The organism is Rhizobium sp. RHZ02 (genome assembly GCF_014851575.1).
In the GTDB taxonomy this organism is placed as follows: domain Bacteria; phylum Pseudomonadota; class Alphaproteobacteria; order Rhizobiales; family Rhizobiaceae; genus Rhizobium; species Rhizobium altiplani.
The window spans coordinates 94,242-116,164 of sequence record NZ_JACUZX010000016.1; the positions used below are offsets into that span (position 1 = coordinate 94,242).

Genomic DNA, 21,923 nt, shown 5'->3' on the forward strand with positions numbered 1-21,923 from the left:
ACTTGTCTCATGTCCCGCCACGCTGCGGCGTCAGGTATATTTCGATCAGATCGCGGATGCGTCGCCGATCAACCTAGCGGGGATAGCCTGCCCGAGTACCCGACAGACGCCTGTGATACATATGTGTCGAGGCATACAGGAAAGGACCCGATCCTTATCCTGCCCGATGCGCTGCGTCGGCCTGAAGGCCAGGCTATCATCTCGAAAACGCGTTCGGTGGCGGGACGAAAGCTCCGCAAGCCGATCGCTCTCCAACGGCCGACTGACTTTGCAAAGTGCGATGCGGCAGCATATTGTTGCAATGCATCAATCGTGTTTAAATCCAGCTCCGGACAAGGAGGTGGCCTTGCAGCAGTCAGCAACCGGGAAAGAAGATTCGCACAGGATTCTCGTGGTAGAGGCAGACGCAATCCTGCGCACGGCGATAGTTGCAGCTATCGGGGTCGCGGGCTTTCGCGCGATTGAAGCTGAAACTGGCGACGGAGCCTTGCGTTGTCTCGATCGCCACGGTGATATCGCACTGGTGTTCACCGCGATCAACATTCCTGGCAATGTGGACGGTGTCGCCTTGGCAGTTCAAATTCACCGTCACTGGCCGGACATTGCGATCGTCATCACATCAGGGATCGTAAGCCTCAGGCAATCGAGCCTTCCTCGCCGCTGTCGTTTCCTGAAGAAACCCTACCGCCCAGATGATGCCATCGTCTGCTTCAGGCTGCTGTTGGAACTGGAAGAGATCCCAGACTTTGGGCTTCAGTCGCGTCATGCTGACGTCATTGGCCTGGAAACGAATTGACTTCCAAGGGCCCATTGGCGGGGCCGACGTCGAGTTTTGGCTGGATACTAAAATGCCTTGCCTTGCTTCCACCGCATCGATCTTGCCTGCGCCTTGATCCATTCCCAACTGAAGCCGTGAAGCGGACCTCTCGTTTGTCAAACTCGCTTCACGATCGCCCGCTAGGAGGAAGCCAGAGGTGACATTTGATGACCAAGCCGTGGACTTACAGTCGTGGACCGATTGCGGCCAACGAGTCCGATCTTGCCAAGGCAGGAGACATCAACGCGCTGCTGCGCCAGCCCATTGATGTTTTGCCTGCGATGATCGGCGATCCGATCAAACCGTTTGCAGTCGGTCTCTGGAACGAAGTCCGTCTACTGTTGAAGCCGGATATCTCCGTAACGACGCTCAGGAAAGCGACCGGAGCCTACATCCACTCGAAGCGATATTTCTTTGCGACTGCGCAACCGGACTCAATGCGTTTTGATCTCCAGGGCAAGCCGATCGAACCTGTCTCCACTGCCGATCGTCTGTCCGCTCAGGCACGCTATCAGCGTATCAAACGATCCGATTTGCAGTTCGACCCTGACGCCGACATCGCTCCCTCTCTCCCCTCGAAGGTAGACCGTATCCGTGCCGGTTTGCTCGCCAGGCGGCCAACTTAGCCACTGTATCGGTGAAGCTCCGCTCTTGCAGCATCGAACCGACCTTGATGAGTAAGCGGGGCAAAATCGGTGGCAGCACGTTTGTCGCTGAAGACGACGGTGATTGTAGGGATGTACTGCCTCCGAACTAATTGGAGGGAAACATGTTTGCAACTGCGGCTACATGACAGACACGGCGGCAAGTCGTCGAGGCGCGGCGCGTCGGATGCACGAGCATTCGCACTGCTCACGTAGTGCTTCTTGATTAATTGCAGGACATCCCAAAACGCTCTATTTTCCCTTGCAGGGTGCCTCGACGAGACGAGACGGGACTGGGCATGCCAGGCCGGACCGCTTCCGCACCAATCCCAGATGCTGTTCGATGATACGATCAGGAGGAGAGGTACGATGGGCGAAACGACGCCGGACAACATCATGCAGCTCGGCATGGGGTTCTGGGCCTCCAAAGCCATGCTCAGCGCGGTCGAGCTCGGCGTCTTCACCGCGCTCGCGGCCGGCCCGGCCGACCTCAGCGACCTGCAGGCCAGGCTGCAACTGCATCCCCGCGCGGCCCGCGACTTCTTCGACACCCTGGTGGCCCTGAAGCTGCTCGAACGCGAGGACGGCCGCTATCGCAATGCCCCTGATACAGACCTCTTCCTCGACAAAGGCAAGCCCTCCTATATTGGCGGCATCCTCGAAATGGCCAATACCCGGCTCTACGGTTTCTGGGGCTCGCTGACCGAAGCCCTGCGCACCGGAGAGCCGCAGAATGAAGCCAAGCACAGCGAAGACTTCTTCGCCGCGATCTATGCGGAGCCGGCGCGGCTGCGTGGGTTCCTCGAAGCGATGAGCGGGATCAGCGCCGGTGCGGCACAGGCGATCGCCGCCCGGTTCGACTGGTCGAAATACACGACCTTCGTCGATGTGGGCGCGGCGCAGGGCATGGTGCCGGTGGTGATCGCGCAAGCGCATCCGCATCTTCAGGCCATCGGCTTCGACCTGCCCGCCGTACAGCCGATATTCGACGAGTTCGTCGCCCGACAGGGTCTCGCTGACCGCATCCGCTTCCAAAGCGGCAACTTCTTTGACGGCCCGATGCCGAATGCGGATGTGATCTTGATGGGGCACATCCTGCACGACTGGGATCTTGCCGAGAAGAGGATGCTCTTGGAAAAGGCCTTTGCCGCGCTGCCGAACGGCGGGGCCGTGATCGTCTACGATGCCGTCATCGATGACGAGCGCCGCTTGAACGCTTTCGGCCTTCTGATGAGCCTGAACATGCTGATCGAGACCCCCGGCGGGTTCGACTACACCGGCGGCGACTGCCAGGCATGGATGCACGACGCCGGTTTCGTGGCGACGCGCGTCGAGCCGTTGCAGGGGCCGGACTCGATGGTGATAGGCTTCAAGCCTGACTGAGCGCAAACCGCGACCGTGGCCGGTGGTCCGCAAGATCGACCAAAGATGTCGATCGCCTGGCGTGCCGGGGGGCAAAATCGGTGGCAGCAGTTTCGGTGAGCGAGCATAGAAGTGTGCATAACCCGGCGTTTTGAGTCTAGATCGATAGCCCGGGAATTCTCCTGCAGGGCAAATGCATCGCCTCGAACGCCCATTTAGAGGCGTGATAGAATCCGATGATCGGGCTTGCGACGAGGCCTGCCACACTGGAAACGCCGATGATATGGCCGCTCCCCTGCTTGCGCAGCAATGGCGGAGCTGCCCGGATCACGCGTAGCGTGCCGAAGAAGCTGGTTTCAAATTCCGCCTTGATGTCGGCTTCCGCCGTTTCCTCGACTGCACCCACAAGCGCATAGCCGGCATTGTTCAAGACGATGTCCAATCTGCCGAGATGGCCATCCGCGCGGTCGATCGCGCTGCGAACCTGATCGGAGTCGGTTACATCTAGGGCGAGCGGCAGAACCGCGTCGCCATACCGAATGGCGAGATCGGCGATACTTTCGAGCGAGCGTGCCGTGGCAGCGACTTTGTCGCCGCGGTAGAGGGCAGCTTCCGCCCAGATGCGACCGAAACCGCGGGAGGCGCCAAAGGGTTTTTACTGTTCAATACTGGAGGATGGTTTCGCCGTTCGCTGCGAGGAGTGGAGCGTGTCCACTTCCGTCTGTATCAATGCAATGAAAGGATCGCTGGCGCGTCCCGCCCGTTCAATTCGCGCCATTGCAGCGGTGTCAGCCCTTCCCAGTCGCGAAACGCACGATAGAAGGAGCTGCGGTCCTGATAGCCCAGCAGACATGCAACCTCGTCAATGTCGGTGGCCGGATTGGACAGGAGCTGGCGTCCGAGGTCCTGGCGCGCTTCCGACAGCAGCTCACGGAATGTCTTGCCCTCGTCGGTGATGCGGCGCTGGAGTGTTCTTTCGCTCATGTTGAGGTCCTGGGCGACCTGCGACAGCTCGGGCCGTCCACTTGCCAAGCTTCGTTTCAGCACGACCTTGACCTGGTCGCCGATGGAACTGCGGGCCTGCAGTTCACCCATAGCAGCGGCAAGCGCAGGCGTCAGAATATCCAGGAGTTCGGGGTTGTGCCCCGGAAACGGCCGGTCGAGATCGGAGGATTTCAGAACAAGTTTGTTTCGGGTAGCACCGTACTTGATCGGACATCCGAAGAAGGCTTGATGGAGATCGCTCTTCGGCCCCGCACTCATGAACTCGACGCGAAGAGGCGCTAGCGGCTGCCCGGTCCCGCGACGGCCGAGCTCAACCAAGAAAGCAAAGGCGACGTCGGTGGCGATACCCGGTTCCGGCTCGCTGGCGTATATCCAGTCGCTGGTGATCGAGACTTCGCCTTTCTCTTCGTCAAAACTTAACTGCTCGGGGGTGCAGAGCCGTTTAAAGCGCGCGACACGGTAGAGACCATCGCGATAATCCCTGGCATGAAAGGCCGCCAGGGTGGACGGTGGATGGACGGTTGTATCGGCTTCGCGGACCAGCCGAAGCCCAAGGGCAGGCTCCGGCGCCAGTTCCTCGAGCGCCCGGAAAATCGCGAAATACTGCGCCGTCGTCACCATGCCCTTTTCGCTAAGGTGCAGCGTGGCGGGAAGCCGGGCCTGACGCAGAACCGCGGATGGCGGCAGGCCGATCCTTTCGACCGCACGCCAGAATGCCAGGGGAACCTTGCATTTATCCGCCGGTATTGCCGTCATCCGGGTTGGCCTTTTCGCAGTACTCATAAAGGATGCCGGGTTCGATTGCCCGAAATTCTATCGCATCTGGCTCATGATGATACGATCGAACATACGGTCACCAAGCCATTTGCGGATAGCGATCATCGGTTTCGCGTATTTGCCGGCAACATAGCGCGTACGTGGCTTTCTTTTGCTGACGGCCGTGGAGACGACATCAGCGATCACCTTCGGATCCGTGCCGCGACCATGACCATAAGTCGCCTTGGTGGTCTTTGCGACGGCCTGCGAGACCTTGGCATAGGCGCCGGCGCCCGAGCGCTTGACCAGGCCGTCGGCAACCACATCGCCGAAGCCGGTCTCGATCAGACCCGGCTCCACGATCACCACATTGATGCCGAAGGGTGCCAGTTCCAGCCGCAGGCTGTCCGACCAGCCTTCGAGGGCATGCTTGGTGGCATGATACCAGGCGCCGAGCAACGTATAGATCTTGCCGCCCATCGAGGTGATGTTGACAATGGTGCCCGCCCCCCTTTGGCGCATCGCCGGCAAGAGAAGCTGGGTCAGGCGAGCCGGGCCGAAGACGTTGACCTCGAACTGGTATCTAGCCTCGTCGAGCAGAATGTCCTCGACCGGCCCGTAAAGGCCGAAACCGGCATTGTTGACCAGGACATCGACACCGCCACTTTCCGTCAGAATTGTGCTGACGGCAGCCTGGATCTCGTTGTCGTCGGAAATATCCATCTGCAAGGCACGCGCGCCGATTTTCTCCAGATCTGTCATCTTGGCGACGCTTCGTGCGGCCACGTAGACCCTGAAGCCGTCGGCGATGAGGCGCTTGGCAATTTCCTTGCCCATGCCGGAGGATGCACCGGTTACAAGTGCTGTTTTCTTGCGGTTGTCGATCATGTTTGCCTCTCTGTTCGTGAAATCACAGATAGGGCCTCGCCAGCATAAGGTCATTGACGGAACATGCCATCACTGTTGCATATTGCGCCAATGGCATCGATGGCGCCAAGAAAATTGCCGTTCGGAGGAACAGCACCATTCTTAGTCGAGAGACAAGCCAGCAGCGGTTCCGTCTCATCCCAGGAAGGCAGGTCGGTTATACTCAACAAATCGGGCGGGTGCCGCCTCATGCGGCATCCGCCCGACGCCGAACCGGCGAGTTCTCACCATGTGCGGGGGCGCTACTTATGTTGGAAACCCGTCGGCTGAGCTCATGTCCGCAATCACAGAGTTAGCCGCCCACGCGGTGGAAGGCCGCGTTTGTCCGAGTGCGGAGATACCGATATAACCGCGGAGATTCATTTTGCCGCCCTGCATGGTAATCTGGCAATTATAGGTGCGGCCCGAGGAGCCATCATAGAGCGCGCCGCCGGTCCAGCTCCCATCATTCCAATGAAGACCGGTGATGAAGATGACATTCTTCATGGAACGGGAGCGCAAGGCCGGATCAGGGTTTTTGGCGTCCTTCTTGAAAGTAACGTTGTCTGCTTCCATCAATTGATTGCCATAAAGCAGGCGCGCCCGGAACTCCGTTCCTTCCTTAAACATATCCAGTTTTACGCTGCCGTCGTTGGCCTGCCATGTTCCGACGATAGCGTCGGCCGGAGAAGCCTGCTGCGTATGGGCCGCCGGCACCGCGGCCAGTCCGATTGTTGCCACTGCCAGGAATATGGCAGATCGCCTTGAGACCTTTGACACGTTCATAAGGTGAAACCTTTTCAATAAATCGATGTTGATGCATCCGCACAGGAAAGACGAGGACCTTCGTTCCGGCTGCCATCTCTGTCGCGACCACAGTACCGGCCGATTTGCATCGGCCTGGGGCAGTCCGATGTTGTTTGTTGTCGTCGGACGCGAGGAAGACTAATGGCCTGCCGGGCACTCAGCAGTGACCGAGCACGTCAATCCAGTTGCGCAGTCCGCCAATGAGCTATTTACCAGGCCGGCGGGTGGTAATCCGATAGACCGGGGCCGGTGGGAGGTTCCGAAAGGTTCGGTCCACCTGCGTTGCGTTCAGATCAAGATGATCAAGAACTGACTGGGGGACAGGACACTTGCTCATGTAAGTGAACTGGTAGAATGCGCCGCCGGGCCGCAGGTGCCGGAAAGCTCCTTCGAGGATCTCCATCACCTTGCCTGCCGGCATGGTCAGTAGCGGAAGGCCGCTAACGACGGCGCCCACCGACGTCTCTGGTGGAAATTTAAGATCTTGCAGACGTGCAGCGTCCATCGACAGTACCCGGGCACCTGGAAAGCGGCCCTTGAGGCGTTCAACAAACTCTTGACTGTACTCGACCAAAGTGAGGTGTTGGGGCCTGACGCCGCGTTCGATCATCTTGGTCGTAAACACGCCGGTACCCGGCCCGAGTTCGATGACATGCCCCGTTTGTGGTGTGATCTCCCGCGTAATGATCTCGGCAAGCGCCCGTCCTAACGGTACGATGGCGGCTATCTGAAACGGTCGCGCGACCCAAGCCCGAAAGAAAGCCAAGCTATCGCTCTGCATCTCGCCTCCTGCGAATGTGGCGGAAACGGAATGCGGTTTGAATGAGTGTGCCGCTACCGACCTGCTGCCGCTTCCAAAGCTGTTCGACAAAGCCTCGATGTCACCGATCCAAAACGGATCGATCATCACCGAGGGCGCGGAAAAGGTATTAATTGGCTGCAGGGTTTGCAGTGGCAGGGTATGCCAATCGAGTGGCAGATTCTGCCAACCAACTTCATCGAGCGCTTTCGTCAACCGCGTGGACCGCCAGATAAGGCAACAACCAACCGGGAGAGTGCGTCATGACCCGGCATGGCAAATCCATTCATATGGTCTGCTCAAAAACAGAGCGGGCCAACGGGAGGGCCTGCGCCAGTCCCAATGGCGACGGCTATCAGCGGGGTAAACGTGCTCTCAATCACCACGAAAATCTCGGCAATCACACCTGCAAACACCACTCTCGGCTTGCTGGGACCGACAAGCGCCGCTGCCATCAGCGGCCCACCGGCAGATCCGATTCACAGAACCCCATAGCCAGAGAATGCCGACCGCGGGTTCCTGTATGGGAGGCCTTCGTATGCCTGACGGCACTCGAAACCTAAACGTTATCGGACATTTCTTTCTTCTTTAGACAGGCCACCGAATCAGGCCGAAATCGCCCTCGATCGGTGGAAATTTGCGCTTTCACCCGCCGGAAAACAGGTATATATGGCTAGACAGTCTAGCTAGTTTGGAGCAAAGCAATGGAATGGCAACTGCAGGACGCCAAGAACCATTTCTCGAAAGTGGTGCAGAAGGCACGACACGAGGGGCCGCAGATCGTCACGCTTCGTGGAGAGCGCACTGCCGTGGTGCTGTCCGCCCACGACTATGACGCTCTGCGCGCCGGCCGACCGACGCTGGTCGACGATCTGCTTGGCGGTCCCGCTTGGGACGATGAGCTCGCCGATGCGGTCGAGGCGCGCGCCAAGACGCCAAGCCGCGACGTGGCCTTCTGATGTATCTGGTTGACACCAACATCGTTTCGGAGGCGCGACGCGGCACGCCGCAGGCGGTTGCTTGGCTGCGCTCGGTAGACCCGCTTAGCATCCATCTGAGCGCGCTGACCCTCGGCGAAATCATGCGCGGCATTGCGCTGAAACAGAAGTCGGATCCGAAGGCCGCCGCTCACCTCGCCGAATGGCTGCGCAAGCTGCGCCACGACCATGGCGACCGCATCCTGCCGGTGACCGACCAGATCGCCGTCGAATGGGGCCGCATCGCCGCGATCCGGCCGCGTGGCGATATTGACGGGTTGATCGCCGCGACCGCCATCGTCCACGACCTGATCCTCGTCACGCGCAACGTCAAGGATTTTGAAGACACGGACGCATCTGTGATCAATCCCTGGGAGACACCCGCGTGAGCGGCTCAGCGACGGGCTCGGAACCGCAAGAAGTCGATCTCTCCCACCCGGGTGGTGTAACGGTCGACGCTAATCCTGGTGGCACTGCACTCCCCTCCCTTGTTCCAGAAACGAGCGCCGCCTTGCCGGCGCGCCTCGAGCGCCTCGCCGATCGGGCCAGCGGTTATGTCGAGGCCTCCAGCTCCGCCAACACTCGCAAGGCCCACGCCTCGGACTGGAAGCATTTTACCGCCTAGTGCCGCCGGCAGAACCTTACTCCCCTCCCCGGATCCCCAGGTCGTCGGCCTCAAGATAACCGCCTGCGCGTCAGGCGCCACATCGGCCGACCGCAAGCCCAACTCGGTCACAACAATCGAACTCCGTCTCTCTTCGCTGTCCTGGAACTACGCCCAGCGTGGCGGCGAGAATCTCGATCACAAGCACCGCGCCATCGCCACGGTCATGGCTGGCATCCGCAACACCCATGCTGCCCCTCCCCGGCAGAAGGAAGCCGTGCTTCTGGAAGACTTGCTCGCCATGGTCGACACCCTCGACCGCGCTACATTGCGGGGCTTGCACGATCGCGCCATGCTGCTCATCAGCTTTGCCGGCGGCCTGCGCCGCTCGGAGATCGTCGGACTGGACCTTGGTCGCGACCACACGGAAGACGGCCGCGGCTTGATCGAGATCCTCGACAAGGGCCTGCTCGTCACCCTGCGCGGCAAGACCGGCTGGCGAGAGGTCGAGATCGGCCACGGCTCGTCCGACACGACCTGCCCGGTCGTTGCCGTCGAGACCTGGATCAAGTTCGCCCGGATCGCCAGAGGTCCGCTCTTCCGCCGGGTCCTGGGCTAGGGCAAGGACGTTGGGCCGGACCGATTGAATGACCGGGAGGTGGCACGTCTCGTCAAGAAGGCGACACTTGCCGCCGGTGTTCGCGGAGATCCGGCCGAGATATTCTCGGGCCATTCGCTGCGTGCCGGCCTTGCGTCCTCGGCCGAATTAGACGAGCGTTACGTCCAGAAGCAACTCGGCCATGCCAGTGCGGAAATGACCCGCAAATATCAGCGCCGCCGCGATCGCTTCCGGATCAATCTCACCAGGGCGTCGGGGCTTTGAAGGCCCCACCCCTATTGGTGTTGCGACATCGTTAGGTAAAGTTCACGCGTCTGATTTTCAGCTCAGCGCTCCAATTGAAATCGGGAAGTAAAAGCCACACTTGGTGGGCGGTTCTGGACTGGCGTGACGTGGTCGTGAGCATTTTCTGGTCGGGTCTAACATCCTTGACATTCCAAGAAGTCGCGCTGATTGCGGAAGTAAACCAAGTGTTCTTTTCCGTTGCTGGTTGGTGGCCAAACTCCAGGTATACGTTGATGACTTCGGCGAAAGGGCAAAAGCGCTGCCTTTTGGACGTCATTCGTGGTTCGTGATGATGCTTTGTCTCGATGCAATAGGCAGGCTTCTACGTGATTGTGCGAGCGCGGCCCTCTGCGCCTGAATTCGCGCGCAACAGGGCCATCAGCATCGGCGTGGGCGAAAATGCTTTCTGGCGAGCGCGTCGGGTCAAATCCCTCAGATAACCGCCGGCCGAGTTGATGTGGCGAGCGCGCTCAAGGATACAGGCGAGAGTGATGGCAGTGTTTTCCGGTCCCATCACATGGCAGGCATCCTCGAAGGTGGCGGAGCTGACGCCGAGCATCGATCTGACGACGGCCGATGCGGCCATCAGGTCCCGCCAGGTGGCAATGGTTCCTCCTGGTCCGTAGGCGCCAATGTCTGTGCACGCCCTGAGCACCATGCTCAGTGGCACGTTCTCTGCGTGGCTTCGCGCAGGTCCGTGATGGGCATCTGGTTCGCAAGCGAGAGGTTTGCGGTCACGTTCAGATTCAATATGAGATTCAGTATTAGAACTCTGTGTGTGGTGCTCACTGTGAGCATCATTGGTGCTTGGATTATCGGAATCTGAGTGGAATTTCAGGATATTGATGACTTCGGACAACAGAAGGCCCATATCGTTCAGAACACGATTGATGGTCTCAAGGCTGGCCGAGTGGTTCAGTGGTTTCAGCAGGTCGGTGCAGGCTTCGCTGATGCTGTCCCAATCGCCACTGACACCTTCCTCGGCGGCCATGGCGATGAGCTTGCGAACATCGCGCCGGCAGATTGTAAGCTTCTCCCTGGCTCTGCGGATCGCTGCTCGTTCTGCGACAACCTGGTTGGCAAACGCTGCAAGCTCGTCTGCGCGCGCAAGCAGCGGAGACAGATCGAACCCGAAGGCACTTTCGATCTCCCCTCCCCTGCCCCGGTGGGCGTAGCGCTTGCCGTTCGCACTGTCCTTGCGCAGGATGAGACCTGCCTCGACGAGGAAAGCGAGATGCCTGCGAAGCGTTGCTCCGGCGATACCATGGGCGCGAAGCGAAAGCTGCGCATTCGAAGGGAAGACGACAAGCTGTGCGTCCTGCCTTAGCTCATTTTCCGGGTGGAAACTCAAGAGGGCATCGAGGACGGCCAGACTTCGGTCCTTGAGGTCAAGCATCACCTTGGCCTCGGAGACGTCGCGGAAGATCTTCCACTTGTTTGCTGATTTGCCTTGCCTGATTTCGGAAACGATTGTCTGGCGTTTCACGAGCGCAAGCGTCATCGGCCGCCGCCCAAAGGGCGTCGTTATGTGTTCACCGTGCATTTTCCTTCACCTTTCAGAAGGCAAAAGAAAATTGCTCACCAAAACGGTGCCAAAGACTCTTGACTGCGATTCGAGGAAATGCGATTCTCTAAGTGTCTAGTTCAGAGGAAGGCTTCCACGGCGGCAACGTTGAGGGGGCCTTTTTCTTTTGCTGTTCAGTCTCCCGTTTGCTGTTTTTCGGTTGATCTTGAATACTGCTCGAAGAGGCTGTCCATATTGCTGGAGAGCCACAGGCCGAAGGATTTGCCCTTCGGATTTCCAAACTCCATCACAAGGCCGTTGGCCTTGGGCTTTGCCGTCACGCTGACAGACTGATCTACCGGAGCCCAGGCGGAAACGGCGGGCTTCTGCTTGGACGGACGACCTGACTTGCTTGAGCTTTTCAGGGCCGTGAGAAGGTAAAGAAATCTCGCGTCGTCGCTCGTGAGGGCGGCAAAGCCGTCCTCCTTCACCGCCTGGCACGCTCGCTGGGCCACAGACGGATTGAGAACGAGTTTCTTCAATTCCTCCCACCGATCTCGGCCGACGCCCTTGGCAGCCCCCAGAGCGTCCAGCACGCTGTCAGGAACGACTTCTGCAACGGAAAGCATGCGCGACAAAAGGCTGTCATCGACGGTAAGCGCTGACTTAAGGACGTCGCGGGACATTCCGCTTCGCTGCAGCTTGCTGGCAAAGATCGCCTTTTCGATAAAGGTCAGATCGGCGCGGGCCGTATTTTCCTGGCCTTGGGCGATAACGTGCTCGATATCGGCAAGCGGTTTGACGACGGCACGTACCTTCAAACCAATCTCGCGTGCAGCACGCGCACGACGATGGCCGAACACAATCATGTATCGGCCGTCATCGGTTGGATGCGGCCGCACGAGGATTGGGGTGGATTGGCCTGAGAGCCGAATGGCCTCCCGAAGACTGGTATATGCCTCGTCGTCGTCGCCAATCCGATCGGCAACGAAAGAACCATCGAGATCGCCTGGATCGAGCGATATGACGGTCTCGCCGTCAAGCACCCGCATGGAGGTCTCGGCAAGCTCGTCAAGGGACTGGATCATCGAGCGTGACGCCCCTCGTCGCGTATAGGAGGCGCGTGCTTCAGACGCAGTGACGGCGGCGCGGTCGACATCGTCGCCCAGCGTCGCCGTTACGCTCGCAAAGAGGTTCTTTCTAGCCATTTCCATCTCCGCCTTTGGTATTCATCTCCCTGAAAGCAATCGACTTTCTGATCGTTTGCACGGCTGTCAAAAACGTCACTTCCGTCCCCACGCGCCGTGGATCAAGGAAACAATCTCTCCATTGACCGCATTCAGGCTCTCTACCGCTCGTTCATAGGTGGAGCGGGTAAACTGCGACTTCTCAATTTCGTACAAGGTTTGCTTGGTGATGCCGGCATCCGAGATCGCGGTGGACTTCAGCATCTGGTTCTTCAACATGCGTTTGTTAAACAGTGCCTGGAGAAAACCGACCATCTGCGCCTGCGGCTGGTCCATCGGCTCATAACGCGTTACCAGGTAACGGAACCATTTCAGCTTGACCGAGGCCCCTGCCCCCTTGATCGATTCAAGGATGCCGCCAAGCATCAACAGGAACTGGCTCATTGACATGACATCGAGCATCTGCGGATGGACGGTGATAAGAACCGCCGTCGAAGCGCTGAGCGCCGTCAACGTGAGATAGCCGAGCTGCGGCGGGCAGTCGATGACGACGACATCGTAGTCAGCATCGACTTCCTTAAGGGCTTGCGAAATGCGGGTGAAGAATAGCTTGCCTTCCTGCTGGCTCTTGGATGAGGCGGCAAGAGGCGTCTCATACTCGTATTCCTGCAGTTCGAGATTTGCTGGAACGATGTCGAGGCCTGGGAAGTTTGTGGGCCGGATCAGCTCCTTGATCGACTTGCGCTCGCTGTCGTAGCGGAGAGCCTCGTAGAAGGATGGATTGCGGTCGAGCTCCGGCTGGATGCCATGGAGCGACGTGAATGATGCCTGCGGATCGAGATCGACGGCAAGCACGCGGTGGCCGGTTAGCGCGAGATATTGCGCGAGATGGGCTGCGGACGTCGTCTTGCCCGAACCGCCCTTGAAGTTGACGACGGAGATGACCTGCAGCTCTTCGCCATTGCGGCGATGCGGCACATACTTCTTGAAATCCGATCGGCCATGCTTGTCGAGATAGCGACGCAGTTCCATCATCTGCTCGGCGGTGTACGAGCGACGGCCAGAGCCCGACAGCTGAGGCGCAGGGCCCTTGCCTTCGAGATGGAGCTTCTTGATATGGTTCTGGGTGACGCCGAGGTACTCGGCAACCTCGGCCAACGAGAAGTGCCTGAGGCCCTTCATAGCGTTCGGTGGGTACTGTTCCAGCCGAAGCATGTTCAGCTTGTCGGAGATGAGTTCGCCTTGTTCAAGGATTTCCTTGTCAAACTCAAGGTCTTCGATGAAGACTGGTGCCATGTTCATATCTTGCCATTTTCCGGAATAACGCTTTTCTCAAGCGATTTGCATCTTAAGCGTGATTTAGATGCGATTCTCTGAATGGCGCAAGAAGTTTTTAGTTAACAAAGGCTTAATATGCCCGGTTCTCTGGCAGAAACGCCTTCCAATGGCGAAGTGCGCACGGCAGAGCCGCTAAAAGCGAATCAACCTGCTGATTTTGCGAGATATTTTTGGTGTTTGCACGGCTGTCAAAAGATTCGCGGCCGCACAGTTCAAGAAATCGGTGTTGTCCACTGAAAATTGTTTAGAGAGCAATTCGGCGCGACCCGGCGCGGCGTCCATGCGATCGACAATTCCTGTGCAGGGACCTCCGCCGCTAACCCTAAACCGGTCGCCCATCAGAGCTTCGGATCAACACCAGGGCATTGAAGGACACCGGATGGCGAAGTCTCAAACTACGCCATCCTTCCAAAAGCGGGACCGGCAGATCAGTTGTTATTGTCCGCGCAAGTGTCTTCGGCATTTTCTGTGTTGCTGTTACCGCCCTGGGTCTGCAACGAATTCTTTCCTTTGATCGACTTGCAGTTTTCCTTGTTGACGTTCTGGGTCGTGCTGCCGGTGGTCGACCTATCAACCTTCGTCATCTTCATGGGTTTGGTCGTGCTTGTGGCGGCACCATGGTTCTTGTCCATGGTGGAGCCCGCCGGAGCCGGGTTTGACTGTGCAAAGGCCGAACTGGCAAGTCCGATGGCCAGGAGCGACGTGGCGACTAATTTCAGATGCATGACTGCCTCCATAAAACCGCTGCGTGAATGCAACTAACTTTGAAACGGAGGTGAAAAGCCGTTGTTCCGAGATCCGATCGACAAACCGATGCGGCACTCTCGTGATCACAGCGATTGGGGCGCCCCGTGGCGCGAATCGTCAGCGCCTTTGATTCAGGACGACCTTCGCAGTAATTGCCCGTCGCAATTGTTGTCAGGATGGGTTGAGGTCCTGGAGGATGGAGAAATTTGCACAGCTGGCGTCTACATTTCCGATCCGGATCAGATGCTCGGACCTTGCCGTCAGAAATGCTAGTCGCACGGCCTTTGCATTCTTGGCACGAATCAAGAGTTCTTGGTGTGCGAAGAGAAGTCCCGAGCGGCCTGAAAGCTCGAATGCGACGTGCTCGCTATGGCCATCATCAGCAATTGTAATCGTCGCCAGGCCGGATTGCATTATGAGTTCCCCTCTGATTCCGGGCCAGCATCGTCGACTTCGTTGGAGGCTACAACGGGTTGCGGCAGGCAACCCACAGGATCGTGGTGCACCTCAAACGGCACCATATACCGATGGATCAAGGACGGAAGCAGCTGGGGCCAATTGGGGAAGCAAGGAAGGCGGCCAAGACTTCGATGCCGTCTACGGACGCGTCCGCGTTCACGTCGAGCGAGAGGCCGGCTAGCAGACTTCGAATTGGCAGGTTAAAGGGATCCCAGTGTCGGATCGGAAGAAGCGTCTTTCGACGCTTAATCGAGCGTCATCTTGTGGTCCTAGAGCAGGCGGGCGGCGCGCCCGCTGCTCCGCGAGGCGTTGTTGTAGTACCTCGACGCCTGTTGGACGGATCGATGCCGCGAGTGCTCCATCGCCTCAGGGAGCGGAACGCCGCGATTGGCGGCTTCGGTCAAATACCCCGCCCGCAATCCGTGCGAGGAGAAATCCCGAGGCTCCAACCCAGCCATCGCCACCCTTTGCTTGACGATATCGTTGACTGCCTTCGGATCGAGCGGACGGCGCGAAACATTGCCCCAGCGATCGATAGCCCGGAAAATCGATCCCTTGTTGATGCTGGCGGCGTCGAGCCAAGCGTTCAACGCCTCCACCGGCTGGCCAGTGAGATAGACGACCTCATCCTGCTCAGCACCAGATGTTTTCGTGCGCCCGAGATGGATGGCGAGCGAGGGCAGGGGAGGGCCGTCGTCGACCTCGATTGCGGGCTCGACCGTGAGCTGCTCCTTGCGCAGCCCGGCAATTTCGCTGCGCCGGCGGCCGCCTGAGGCGAAGGCCACCATCAGGATGGCCCGATCCCTGATATCGCGCAGGCTGCCGCCGCTGCAGGTCGCCAACAGTCTGGCCAGCACGTCGGCTGTCACCGCTTTCGCGCTCTTGCGCATTCTCGGGCGCGGTGCGGCGCGCACCGCCAGCCGGATTGCCGATTTGAGGGCAGGGGAGGCGAAGACCCCCGTCAATCCCCGCCATTTGGTCAGCGTCGACCAGGTGGCCAACCGGCGGCGCACCGTGTCGGGGGCATGTGGCCCGCCTGATCTCAAAAAGCCCTGATCGCGGAGCCTCTGCTCGGTGGCCGGCGGCATACCATGGCCCGGTTCAGTTTTGCGCTGCTGCGGATCCCACAGATGGTGGGCGACGAATTTCAGCAGCAAGGCTTCCGGCGCCGGCCAGGGCAAAGGGCTGCCTGTGGCCGCCAGCGACCAGGCCTGCAGCTAGGCGAGGTCGGACGTCAGCGCCCGCAGCGTATTCTCGCCCATGCCCGCATTGACAAGATGGCGGAGGGTTTCGACATCCTGATCGGTGAGCAGCTCGGCCAGTTCATCGCGGCGCCCGATCGGCAACGCCGCAGCGATGGTATCGAGTTCTCTTGCGCGTTTTTCGATCAAGCTTGGCGACTCGCTGCTCATGCCGGCAGTCCGTTCTCGTCATAGAGGTCGTCGTGGTTTGAGGTCAGGTCATTGCTCGTCGGGCGACCCTCTGCTGCCAGTGCCAGAAAGTCATCGATCGTGCCATGGTCCGCCGTCCGCACAGCCATGATGACCGCAACGGGATTCCCCACACGACAGACGACAACCTCGTCGCCGCGCAAGGCAGGGTCTATCAATTCTTCAAGCCGTTCCGCTGCCTCGGCAACTTCAACGCAGATCTTCATCGTTATTACCTTTACCAGACACGTTCATGCAAAATCGGGTCGAACGCGCGCCTTCAGTGAAAGCCGATCGCTGCCGATCGTCCACCAGTAGACCGCGTGACTATCGAGAAGATCCTTCATGCCGTGGCCTTGGAACCGGCGGAGTCGCCCTGCCACACGCCGAGGTCGTCATTCCAGTCGCCGCCGTCGATGGCGTCCTGTTCGGCATCGCTTTCGTCGAACAGGTCATCCGGCAGGCGCCGCTGGCGCAACAGTCCGGACGAGCGCTTGCCGCCGTCGGCCGGGCCGATCCGCGCGCAGACCTCATTGTCGCGCATGATGACAATTTCCTCACCTGGTTGGCGCGTTCAGGGACTTCGGCAAATTTCTTGCGTGCTTCGCTGATCTTGTACGTGGCCTGCGCCCTTGCTGGCCTCCAGTATGTCTGGTTCGCTACCATAGCATGCTCTACCGGGCGTACAATCGCCATATACGCGTGGTGATCGGAAATGCGTCTCAGCTGGAAATAGCGCCATCGAGAAATCGCTTGATATATGCGACTGGGTGGCAATGCTGGAAGCAAAGGAGCTGACGTCATGAGCGTAAAATCATCGATTTCGCTAACCGAGTACCAGGATTCCTTTGCGCGATCGCTCGTCGACACGGGACGGTATTCGAGCTTGAGTTCGGTTATTCAGCAAGGGTTGGAGCTTCTTCGACAGAAGACGGAGACTGAGTCCGCTGAGACGGAAGCCATGAAGGAGCTGATTCACCGGCGGCTAAGCGGAGCGTCTATGTCTGAAGTGGCAATGGCAGGCGCGGTCGACGATATGATCGTGCGTAAGCAGAGAGCTCTTCGTGTGGAGTCTTGAATATTCCGTCGAAGCGGAGCGCGATTTTGAACTGATCTTCGATCATCTCTTCGCCGCTTACTGCGATCTCGGTGACCATCCCGACGAGGCGTTGGAGTGTGCTGCCGGCCGAGTTCATGGCCTTCGCATGTTGATCAACGGATCGCCGAGATCGGAACATTGCGACCCGATATTTATCCGGGCATCCGCTGTTTGCGACGAGACAAGGGCTGCAGCCAATGGTCCAACGAGCAAGCTTACGTCTGGTCGAGAAAGCAACTATTTCGACCAAGAAGCGCTCACTTCCGATAACCGATCATTATCGATGATTAGAAGGCTAACCCAGTCTCGTCAGCTGCAGCGGAAGCATTCGTTCATATCGCTTCCGGTGAATGGCGCGTTTGCCATGATGTCAATGCGTTAAGATCGATTGAAATTGTGCATCTCGAGGCGAGCACCAAGTCGCGAACATAGGCGCTTTTGTACCCCTTGAAGCGTGAGCCGGCCGGCGCATTGATGAGCAGGATCTCCTCCCGGCTCACCCGTTTCACATCCAACTTCGCACCGCGCGGCTTCTTCTTTGCCTGGGCTTTGTCATCGGATTTGGCATCCGTCGCCTTGTCCGTGCCGGAAGAGCGAAACGGTGGGCGCGGCGGCAGGTTCTTCAACCGGGCGATCTCGTCGCTCAGCTGCTGATTGTCGAGTTTCAAGCGGGTGTTTTCGAGCCGAAGGGTGGCGTTTTCCTCGCGCAGCTGGATGTTGCCGGCCTCAAGCTTCGCGAACCGGGCTTCCGCTTGCTGCGACCGCTCCAACAGACCGGACACAAGACTGCGCAACGCATTCAGCGACAGCGTGTCGGCATGCTCGGGGGGGGAGCCGCTTCGTCATGGCAGAATCGAATCATGACTTGCCCCTGCAGGAGAATCCCCAGGCTATCAATCTGTGGCGGCAGGGTTGAAATGTCCGCCGGTTTGCAAAGTAGAAAATGTCACCTTGGGCGGGTCTTCAGCCATTTAGAAATGCGACACTCACCATGTCCACTTGCACTGAGGCAAGCCCCCGACCGGACCGGCTGGGCCAGGTTGCAAGGGAAGGGAGGGGGCGGGTGAGACGCACCAACCGACTTTAGCTTTGACAGTCGGACCAGTCAGTCATTCCGCCGCATCGAGATCAGAGAGCGCTTGTCGCCGTTGGGCAATGACGGCGGGATCGTTCATAAAATCCGTCTTCCGCCCCGGCTAAGTTCTAGCTCGCCTACGAATCCTCCTGCAGAGGGAATTTCGCAATAACGGGGCCGTTGGTTCTGATTCTTTCAACTGCACCAGGAATCAAAATGAGAGGGTCATAGGTTCTGCTCCCCTTCAAGAGCTGCATTTAGTGCATGGCGATCAGCCTCAGCGGGCTTTCAGGGGCCTCGGCAGGCGGGCGGCTAAGTGCGCGATACGCCGCTCGTTGCAATGGACGGCAACCACCCCATCTTGTTCGGGCCCCTGCTGGCGATGCAGAATTTGATCCGCAAACTCCCTGGGGTTATCGCGACCGGTGGGCTAGCTGACGGGGATGTGCCGAAAGCCACCTAGCGCAATCACGGATGCATGTCGAAGGCATCGAAATTGCGTTCGACCCGTCAGCGATCGCGGAACATTCGGGCAGCGGCAATATGTTCTGCAGCGCATCCGGCCAATGCCACGTGGACCGGGCGAGTCAGGGCTCTTTAGGTAGCGTCCGGCTCCATCAAAGAACCGGTCGCCGATTTTGCCGACGATCCCACCGTGAACTTGGGCTGAAATGCCGCAATACGCGGCGACGTTGCCCCGCAACTCTTCGGCTCAGACGATCACGTGTTGGACGCCCTGGCTACTCCATCCGCTTGTGTGGTGCTCAGGTAAAGATCGCCAAATCGATCGCCAAACTTTTCCCACATGAGACGAGAAAACTCCAACGTGGCATTGAGCGGGTAGTGATGAAGCAATATAGAGTCGGCTTCACCCTTATCGTTCATGTGAGCAACGATAAAGCAGTCGACGGGAACGCCGTTGATCCGCGATCGATATGCTTCCATGAAGAAATTGTCGTCCCAGTTTCCGTAATAGGTATATTCTTGGAATTCGTACAACGTGCGGGCATACGAAATGAGCGTGAGAATGTTGTCCCTGCCGTGAACTGAGCGCTTTAGGATTGCTCCTTCGAGAGTTGCATCCTTTGCAAGCTTGCCTAGCCACGGGGGCGGCCCATCCGGACGTGGAAGAGTTGGTGCGGTGTCGGTAAACTTCATGGTCCTACTCCTGTCAGATTGATTGCCAACAGATGTGGTTTCTTGTGGCAGCAGGGTGGCGCGGCTGACATTTTAAGCGTCGAGCGCTAGCCATTCTTGACGCTAGTCGCCCCGTTCCAACCCGGTGTGGGGTTCTTCTTCTAGAAGGCAAGAACCCCGCCGCGAACTCGTCCGGAGCTTCCCCCGGCAAGAAGTGCCCGATAGGCGCGATCACCAGTAGCGAGGCGGTGAGGCCGAATAGAACCGTCGGGGTCATGTCGAACTCCTCTGTTGTTGGTGGGGCAATCAGGCGCGGTGGTTAGCCATCACCGGGTCAGGACCCGGCCGTATCGCGGACGGCGTCGATCGTCGGATGCGTGGGCCGCTCATGGATATAGCCCGTAGGGGTGCGGTCGATCAGCAGGCTGAGCAGCTCTGGCCGGGCATAGTGGCCGCGCGAATCGACCACTTGCTTACGCCTGTCGATTCGCGAAAAGTCGAGGTCGACGACAATCTCGCCCTCGCCTTGGCGGAGGGGTTCGGCCAACAAGCTGCCATCGGGTGCGACGATGGCCGTGAAGCAACCACCCGAGATCGGCTCGATCTCGCAGCCAGTATCCTTCATGATCTGTGCCTGTTGTTCAGCGTCGAGCCAGGCAGTCGCGTTCACAACGAAGCAGCCGGACTCCAGCGCATGCTGACGGATATTGATCTCCATCTTCTGCGCGAAGGGTTCGCCAAAGCAGGACCCAGGATACATGGCCGAATGGATCTGCTCACCGTCGGCGATCAAGGCGTAGCGCGCGAGCGGATTGTTATGCTCCATGCATGCGAGCTGTCCGATGCGGCCGACCTTGCTGTCGATGGCACGCAGGCCCGAACCATCTCCCTGGCCCCAGATCATGCGTTCATAATGGGTGGGCGTAATCTTGCGTCGGCGCTGGATTAATGTGCCGTCGGCATCGAAGAGCAATTGCGTGTTATAGAGGGTGCCGCCATCGCGCTCGTTGACGCCGATCGCCACCACCATACCCGCCTCCCGCGCCGCGTCGGCGAGCGCGTCTGTGGTCGGTGAGGGCACCGTCACGGCTTGCTCCAGCAACCTTAGAAATTCGTTGCCGTAAAGCTGCTGCCAAGGCGTTTGCACGGCGGCAAAATAGGGATAGTAGGGCACCAAGGTCTCTGGGAAGGTGGCGAACTGCACGCCTTTCCGAGCGAGCTGATGGATTTTCTGGACGACCTTTTCGACTGTTGCTTCGCGGCTATAGAGCACCGGGCTAATCTGAACGGCCGCGGCTTTGATGATGGTATTCATGATGTTCACTTTCAGTACGGGTTTGCGCGAGTGTCTTGCTGCCCACGATGATGTCATTGGAACGAGCCGCGGATCTCTGCGATTGTTTGGCTGGGGGCCTGTAGATGCGGGTAGTGGCCGATGTCGGGAAGAAGCTTGAGGTCGGCCTGGATTCGATGTGCAAGTTCGATCCCCATTTCCTTCTTGATGTAGAGGTCTTCGCTACCCCAGACCACGGTTGCCGGTGTCCTGAGCCTCGCCAGATTCGCCTCGAAATAGTCCTGGTCGCGCGTGAACTGTGAGTAGTAGTGGTAGAAGGCGTCCACCGAGGTCATATCGCCGTGACCCCAGCCGACCGCGATATCCTCCCGGAATTCGCGCGATACTTCGTAGCGGGCTTCCTCCGGAAGGCCGCGGAAAAAGGTATTTGCCAGGATCTCCTCGCGATTTGCATTCATGAAAGCCCGAACCTGGTCGGAGGAGGGCTTCGACTTAAGCGCCTGCAAGCTTTCCCACATATAGGCTGGCCGATTGAATGGTGCGAAGTCGCCGACAATGAGCGACCTTGCGACATCAGGCTCCTCCAGCGCCAGAAGGAGAGTGGGCAGAGCACTGATGTCGGTCGCGTAGATAGTGAGCTGCGACCGATCGATACCGGAGCGATCGATGTAATTCTTCAGAACGCGCGCATAGTCGCGGGGCGCATAGCTGAACCGATCGACTTGGGGACGCGATGAGAGGCCGAAGCCCGGCCAGTCGAAAGCGTGGACTTCAAAGTCGTCTGCGAGCGCCGGCGCGACGTCCTTCCACGCATAGATGGTTTCGGGAAAGCCGTGCAGGAGGAGCACCGTCCCCTTCGGATCCGCACGATGGACAACCATCCTTCGGAGCGTAATGTCAGTATCGATCGGGATGGTCCCGATATCGGCCGTCGGTCGTTTTGCGTGATGCGACATGTCATCATTCCCGTTTTTCGACAATTGCTGACTGGGCGGCCATTGCGTTTGCCCGCTGACCGGCGTTTGGATGCTCAAGATATGCACCGCCGGGCTATCAGCCGGTAGAATGGGAT

The 21,923-nt window shown here is 58.8% G+C and carries 20 protein-coding genes and 8 pseudogenes; 9 read left to right on the top strand and 19 right to left on the bottom strand.

The window, feature by feature from the left end; genetic code table 11:
• Positions 1 to 346 precede the first annotated feature (346 nt).
• The 4 genes and pseudogenes from IB244_RS20965 (at position 347) to IB244_RS20975 (ending at position 2,844) form a co-directional block, all read left to right on the top strand.
• Complete coding sequence (locus tag IB244_RS20965) at positions 347 to 796, top strand: response regulator (RefSeq protein WP_246734552.1); 450 nt, start codon at positions 347 to 349, stop codon at positions 794 to 796.
• Positions 797 to 984: 188 nt separating this feature from the next.
• A complete protein-coding gene (locus IB244_RS20970; protein WP_192305417.1) occupies positions 985 to 1,443 on the top strand; it encodes a ProQ/FINO family protein in 459 nt (152 codons plus the stop codon).
• A 77-nt stretch (positions 1,444 to 1,520) separates the two neighbouring features.
• Positions 1,521 to 1,663 (top strand): annotated as a pseudogene (locus IB244_RS32400) (GNAT family N-acetyltransferase); the annotation flags it as partial.
• Between the two features lie 167 nt (positions 1,664 to 1,830).
• Entirely contained in the window at positions 1,831 to 2,844 is a 1,014-nt protein-coding gene (locus IB244_RS20975) for a methyltransferase (protein ID WP_192305419.1), read from the top strand.
• Positions 2,845 to 2,980: 136 nt separating this feature from the next.
• Here IB244_RS20975 and IB244_RS20980 read toward each other — a convergent pair.
• The 5 genes and pseudogenes from IB244_RS20980 to IB244_RS21000 all read right to left on the bottom strand — a co-directional run.
• Positions 2,981 to 3,457: pseudogene (locus IB244_RS20980) on the bottom strand (SDR family NAD(P)-dependent oxidoreductase); the annotation flags it as partial.
• A gap of 92 nt (positions 3,458 to 3,549) precedes the next feature.
• Entirely contained in the window at positions 3,550 to 4,584 is a 1,035-nt protein-coding gene (locus IB244_RS20985; RefSeq protein WP_192305421.1) for an AraC family transcriptional regulator, read from the bottom strand.
• Between the two features lie 57 nt (positions 4,585 to 4,641).
• The gene (locus IB244_RS20990) at positions 4,642 to 5,472 is read right to left on the bottom strand and encodes an oxidoreductase (protein WP_192305423.1); all 831 of its coding nucleotides are present in this window, start codon (positions 5,470 to 5,472) and stop codon (positions 4,642 to 4,644) included.
• A gap of 285 nt (positions 5,473 to 5,757) precedes the next feature.
• Positions 5,758 to 6,276: a DUF2147 domain-containing protein gene (locus IB244_RS20995; protein WP_192305425.1), complete on the bottom strand. Its 519-nt coding sequence runs from the start codon at positions 6,274 to 6,276 to the stop codon at positions 5,758 to 5,760.
• 226 nt (positions 6,277 to 6,502) lie between these two features.
• Entirely contained in the window at positions 6,503 to 7,312 is an 810-nt protein-coding gene (locus tag IB244_RS21000; protein ID WP_246734554.1) for a class I SAM-dependent methyltransferase, read from the bottom strand.
• A 488-nt stretch (positions 7,313 to 7,800) separates the two neighbouring features.
• Here IB244_RS21000 and IB244_RS21005 point away from each other — a divergent pair, with 488 nt between their 5' ends.
• The 3 genes and pseudogenes from IB244_RS21005 (at position 7,801) to IB244_RS21015 (ending at position 9,560) form a co-directional block, all read left to right on the top strand.
• Entirely contained in the window at positions 7,801 to 8,055 is a 255-nt protein-coding gene (locus tag IB244_RS21005) for a type II toxin-antitoxin system Phd/YefM family antitoxin (protein WP_018859803.1), read from the top strand.
• Positions 8,055 to 8,462, top strand: a complete 408-nt coding sequence (locus IB244_RS21010; protein ID WP_018859804.1) for a type II toxin-antitoxin system VapC family toxin — start codon at positions 8,055 to 8,057, stop codon at positions 8,460 to 8,462. Before IB244_RS21005 ends, IB244_RS21010 begins: the two co-directional genes overlap by 1 nt.
• Positions 8,459 to 9,560: pseudogene (locus IB244_RS21015) on the top strand (site-specific integrase). Before IB244_RS21010 ends, IB244_RS21015 begins: the two are co-directional and overlap by 4 nt.
• 343 nt (positions 9,561 to 9,903) lie before the next feature.
• Here IB244_RS21015 and repC read toward each other — a convergent pair.
• The 9 genes and pseudogenes from repC to IB244_RS21050 all read right to left on the bottom strand — a co-directional run bounded on the left by repC (position 9,904) and on the right by IB244_RS21050 (position 16,912).
• Positions 9,904 to 11,124 (bottom strand): plasmid replication protein RepC, encoded by a 1,221-nt coding sequence (gene repC, locus IB244_RS21020; RefSeq protein WP_018859807.1) that lies wholly within the window; start codon positions 11,122 to 11,124, stop codon positions 9,904 to 9,906.
• Between the two features lie 155 nt (positions 11,125 to 11,279).
• Positions 11,280 to 12,293 carry a plasmid partitioning protein RepB gene (gene repB, locus IB244_RS21025; RefSeq protein WP_192305426.1) on the bottom strand — a complete coding sequence of 338 codons (1,014 nt, stop codon included), beginning with the start codon at positions 12,291 to 12,293 and terminating at the stop codon, positions 11,280 to 11,282.
• Between the two features lie 75 nt (positions 12,294 to 12,368).
• Positions 12,369 to 13,574: a plasmid partitioning protein RepA gene (repA, locus tag IB244_RS21030; protein WP_018859809.1), complete on the bottom strand. Its 1,206-nt coding sequence runs from the start codon at positions 13,572 to 13,574 to the stop codon at positions 12,369 to 12,371.
• A 464-nt stretch (positions 13,575 to 14,038) separates the two neighbouring features.
• A complete protein-coding gene (locus tag IB244_RS21035; RefSeq protein ID WP_192305455.1) occupies positions 14,039 to 14,335 on the bottom strand; it encodes a hypothetical protein in 297 nt (98 codons plus the stop codon).
• A 193-nt stretch (positions 14,336 to 14,528) separates the two neighbouring features.
• A complete protein-coding gene (locus IB244_RS31900) occupies positions 14,529 to 14,771 on the bottom strand; it encodes a hypothetical protein (RefSeq protein ID WP_210334305.1) in 243 nt (80 codons plus the stop codon).
• A 314-nt stretch (positions 14,772 to 15,085) separates the two neighbouring features.
• A pseudogene (locus IB244_RS21040) lies at positions 15,086 to 16,228 on the bottom strand (site-specific integrase).
• Entirely contained in the window at positions 16,225 to 16,473 is a 249-nt protein-coding gene (locus IB244_RS21045; RefSeq protein WP_192305428.1) for a type II toxin-antitoxin system Phd/YefM family antitoxin, read from the bottom strand. Before IB244_RS21045 ends, IB244_RS21040 begins: the two are co-directional and overlap by 4 nt.
• A gap of 45 nt (positions 16,474 to 16,518) precedes the next feature.
• Positions 16,519 to 16,593: pseudogene (locus IB244_RS33175) on the bottom strand (type II toxin-antitoxin system VapC family toxin); the annotation flags it as partial.
• A pseudogene (locus IB244_RS21050) lies at positions 16,590 to 16,912 on the bottom strand (type II toxin-antitoxin system Phd/YefM family antitoxin). The pseudogenes IB244_RS21050 and IB244_RS33175, both read right to left, overlap by 4 nt.
• Positions 16,913 to 17,048: 136 nt before the next feature.
• Here IB244_RS21050 and IB244_RS21055 point away from each other — a divergent pair.
• Both IB244_RS21055 and IB244_RS32405 read left to right on the top strand, forming a co-directional pair.
• Entirely contained in the window at positions 17,049 to 17,324 is a 276-nt protein-coding gene (locus tag IB244_RS21055) for a type II toxin-antitoxin system ParD family antitoxin (protein ID WP_192305430.1), read from the top strand.
• Positions 17,311 to 17,531, top strand: a pseudogene (locus IB244_RS32405) (type II toxin-antitoxin system RelE/ParE family toxin); the annotation flags it as partial. The gene IB244_RS21055 and the pseudogene IB244_RS32405, both read left to right, overlap by 14 nt.
• A 146-nt stretch (positions 17,532 to 17,677) precedes the next feature.
• Here the strand turns inward: IB244_RS32405 and IB244_RS21060 are convergent.
• The 5 genes and pseudogenes from IB244_RS21060 to IB244_RS21075 all read right to left on the bottom strand — a co-directional run bounded on the left by IB244_RS21060 (position 17,678) and on the right by IB244_RS21075 (position 21,807).
• Positions 17,678 to 18,139, bottom strand: coding sequence for a hypothetical protein (locus IB244_RS21060; protein ID WP_246734556.1), 462 nt, complete (start codon positions 18,137 to 18,139; stop codon positions 17,678 to 17,680).
• A 793-nt stretch (positions 18,140 to 18,932) separates the two neighbouring features.
• Positions 18,933 to 19,093 (bottom strand): annotated as a pseudogene (locus IB244_RS32410) (adenylate/guanylate cyclase domain-containing protein); the annotation flags it as partial.
• Positions 19,094 to 19,140: 47 nt separating this feature from the next.
• Positions 19,141 to 19,578 carry a hypothetical protein gene (locus IB244_RS21065; protein ID WP_018860374.1) on the bottom strand — a complete coding sequence of 146 codons (438 nt, stop codon included), beginning with the start codon at positions 19,576 to 19,578 and terminating at the stop codon, positions 19,141 to 19,143.
• A 313-nt stretch (positions 19,579 to 19,891) separates the two neighbouring features.
• Complete coding sequence (locus IB244_RS21070) at positions 19,892 to 20,872, bottom strand: carbon-nitrogen hydrolase family protein (RefSeq protein WP_192305432.1); 981 nt, start codon at positions 20,870 to 20,872, stop codon at positions 19,892 to 19,894.
• A 53-nt stretch (positions 20,873 to 20,925) separates the two neighbouring features.
• Positions 20,926 to 21,807 carry an alpha/beta fold hydrolase gene (locus IB244_RS21075; protein WP_192305434.1) on the bottom strand — a complete coding sequence of 294 codons (882 nt, stop codon included), beginning with the start codon at positions 21,805 to 21,807 and terminating at the stop codon, positions 20,926 to 20,928.
• Positions 21,808 to 21,923 lie beyond the last annotated feature (116 nt).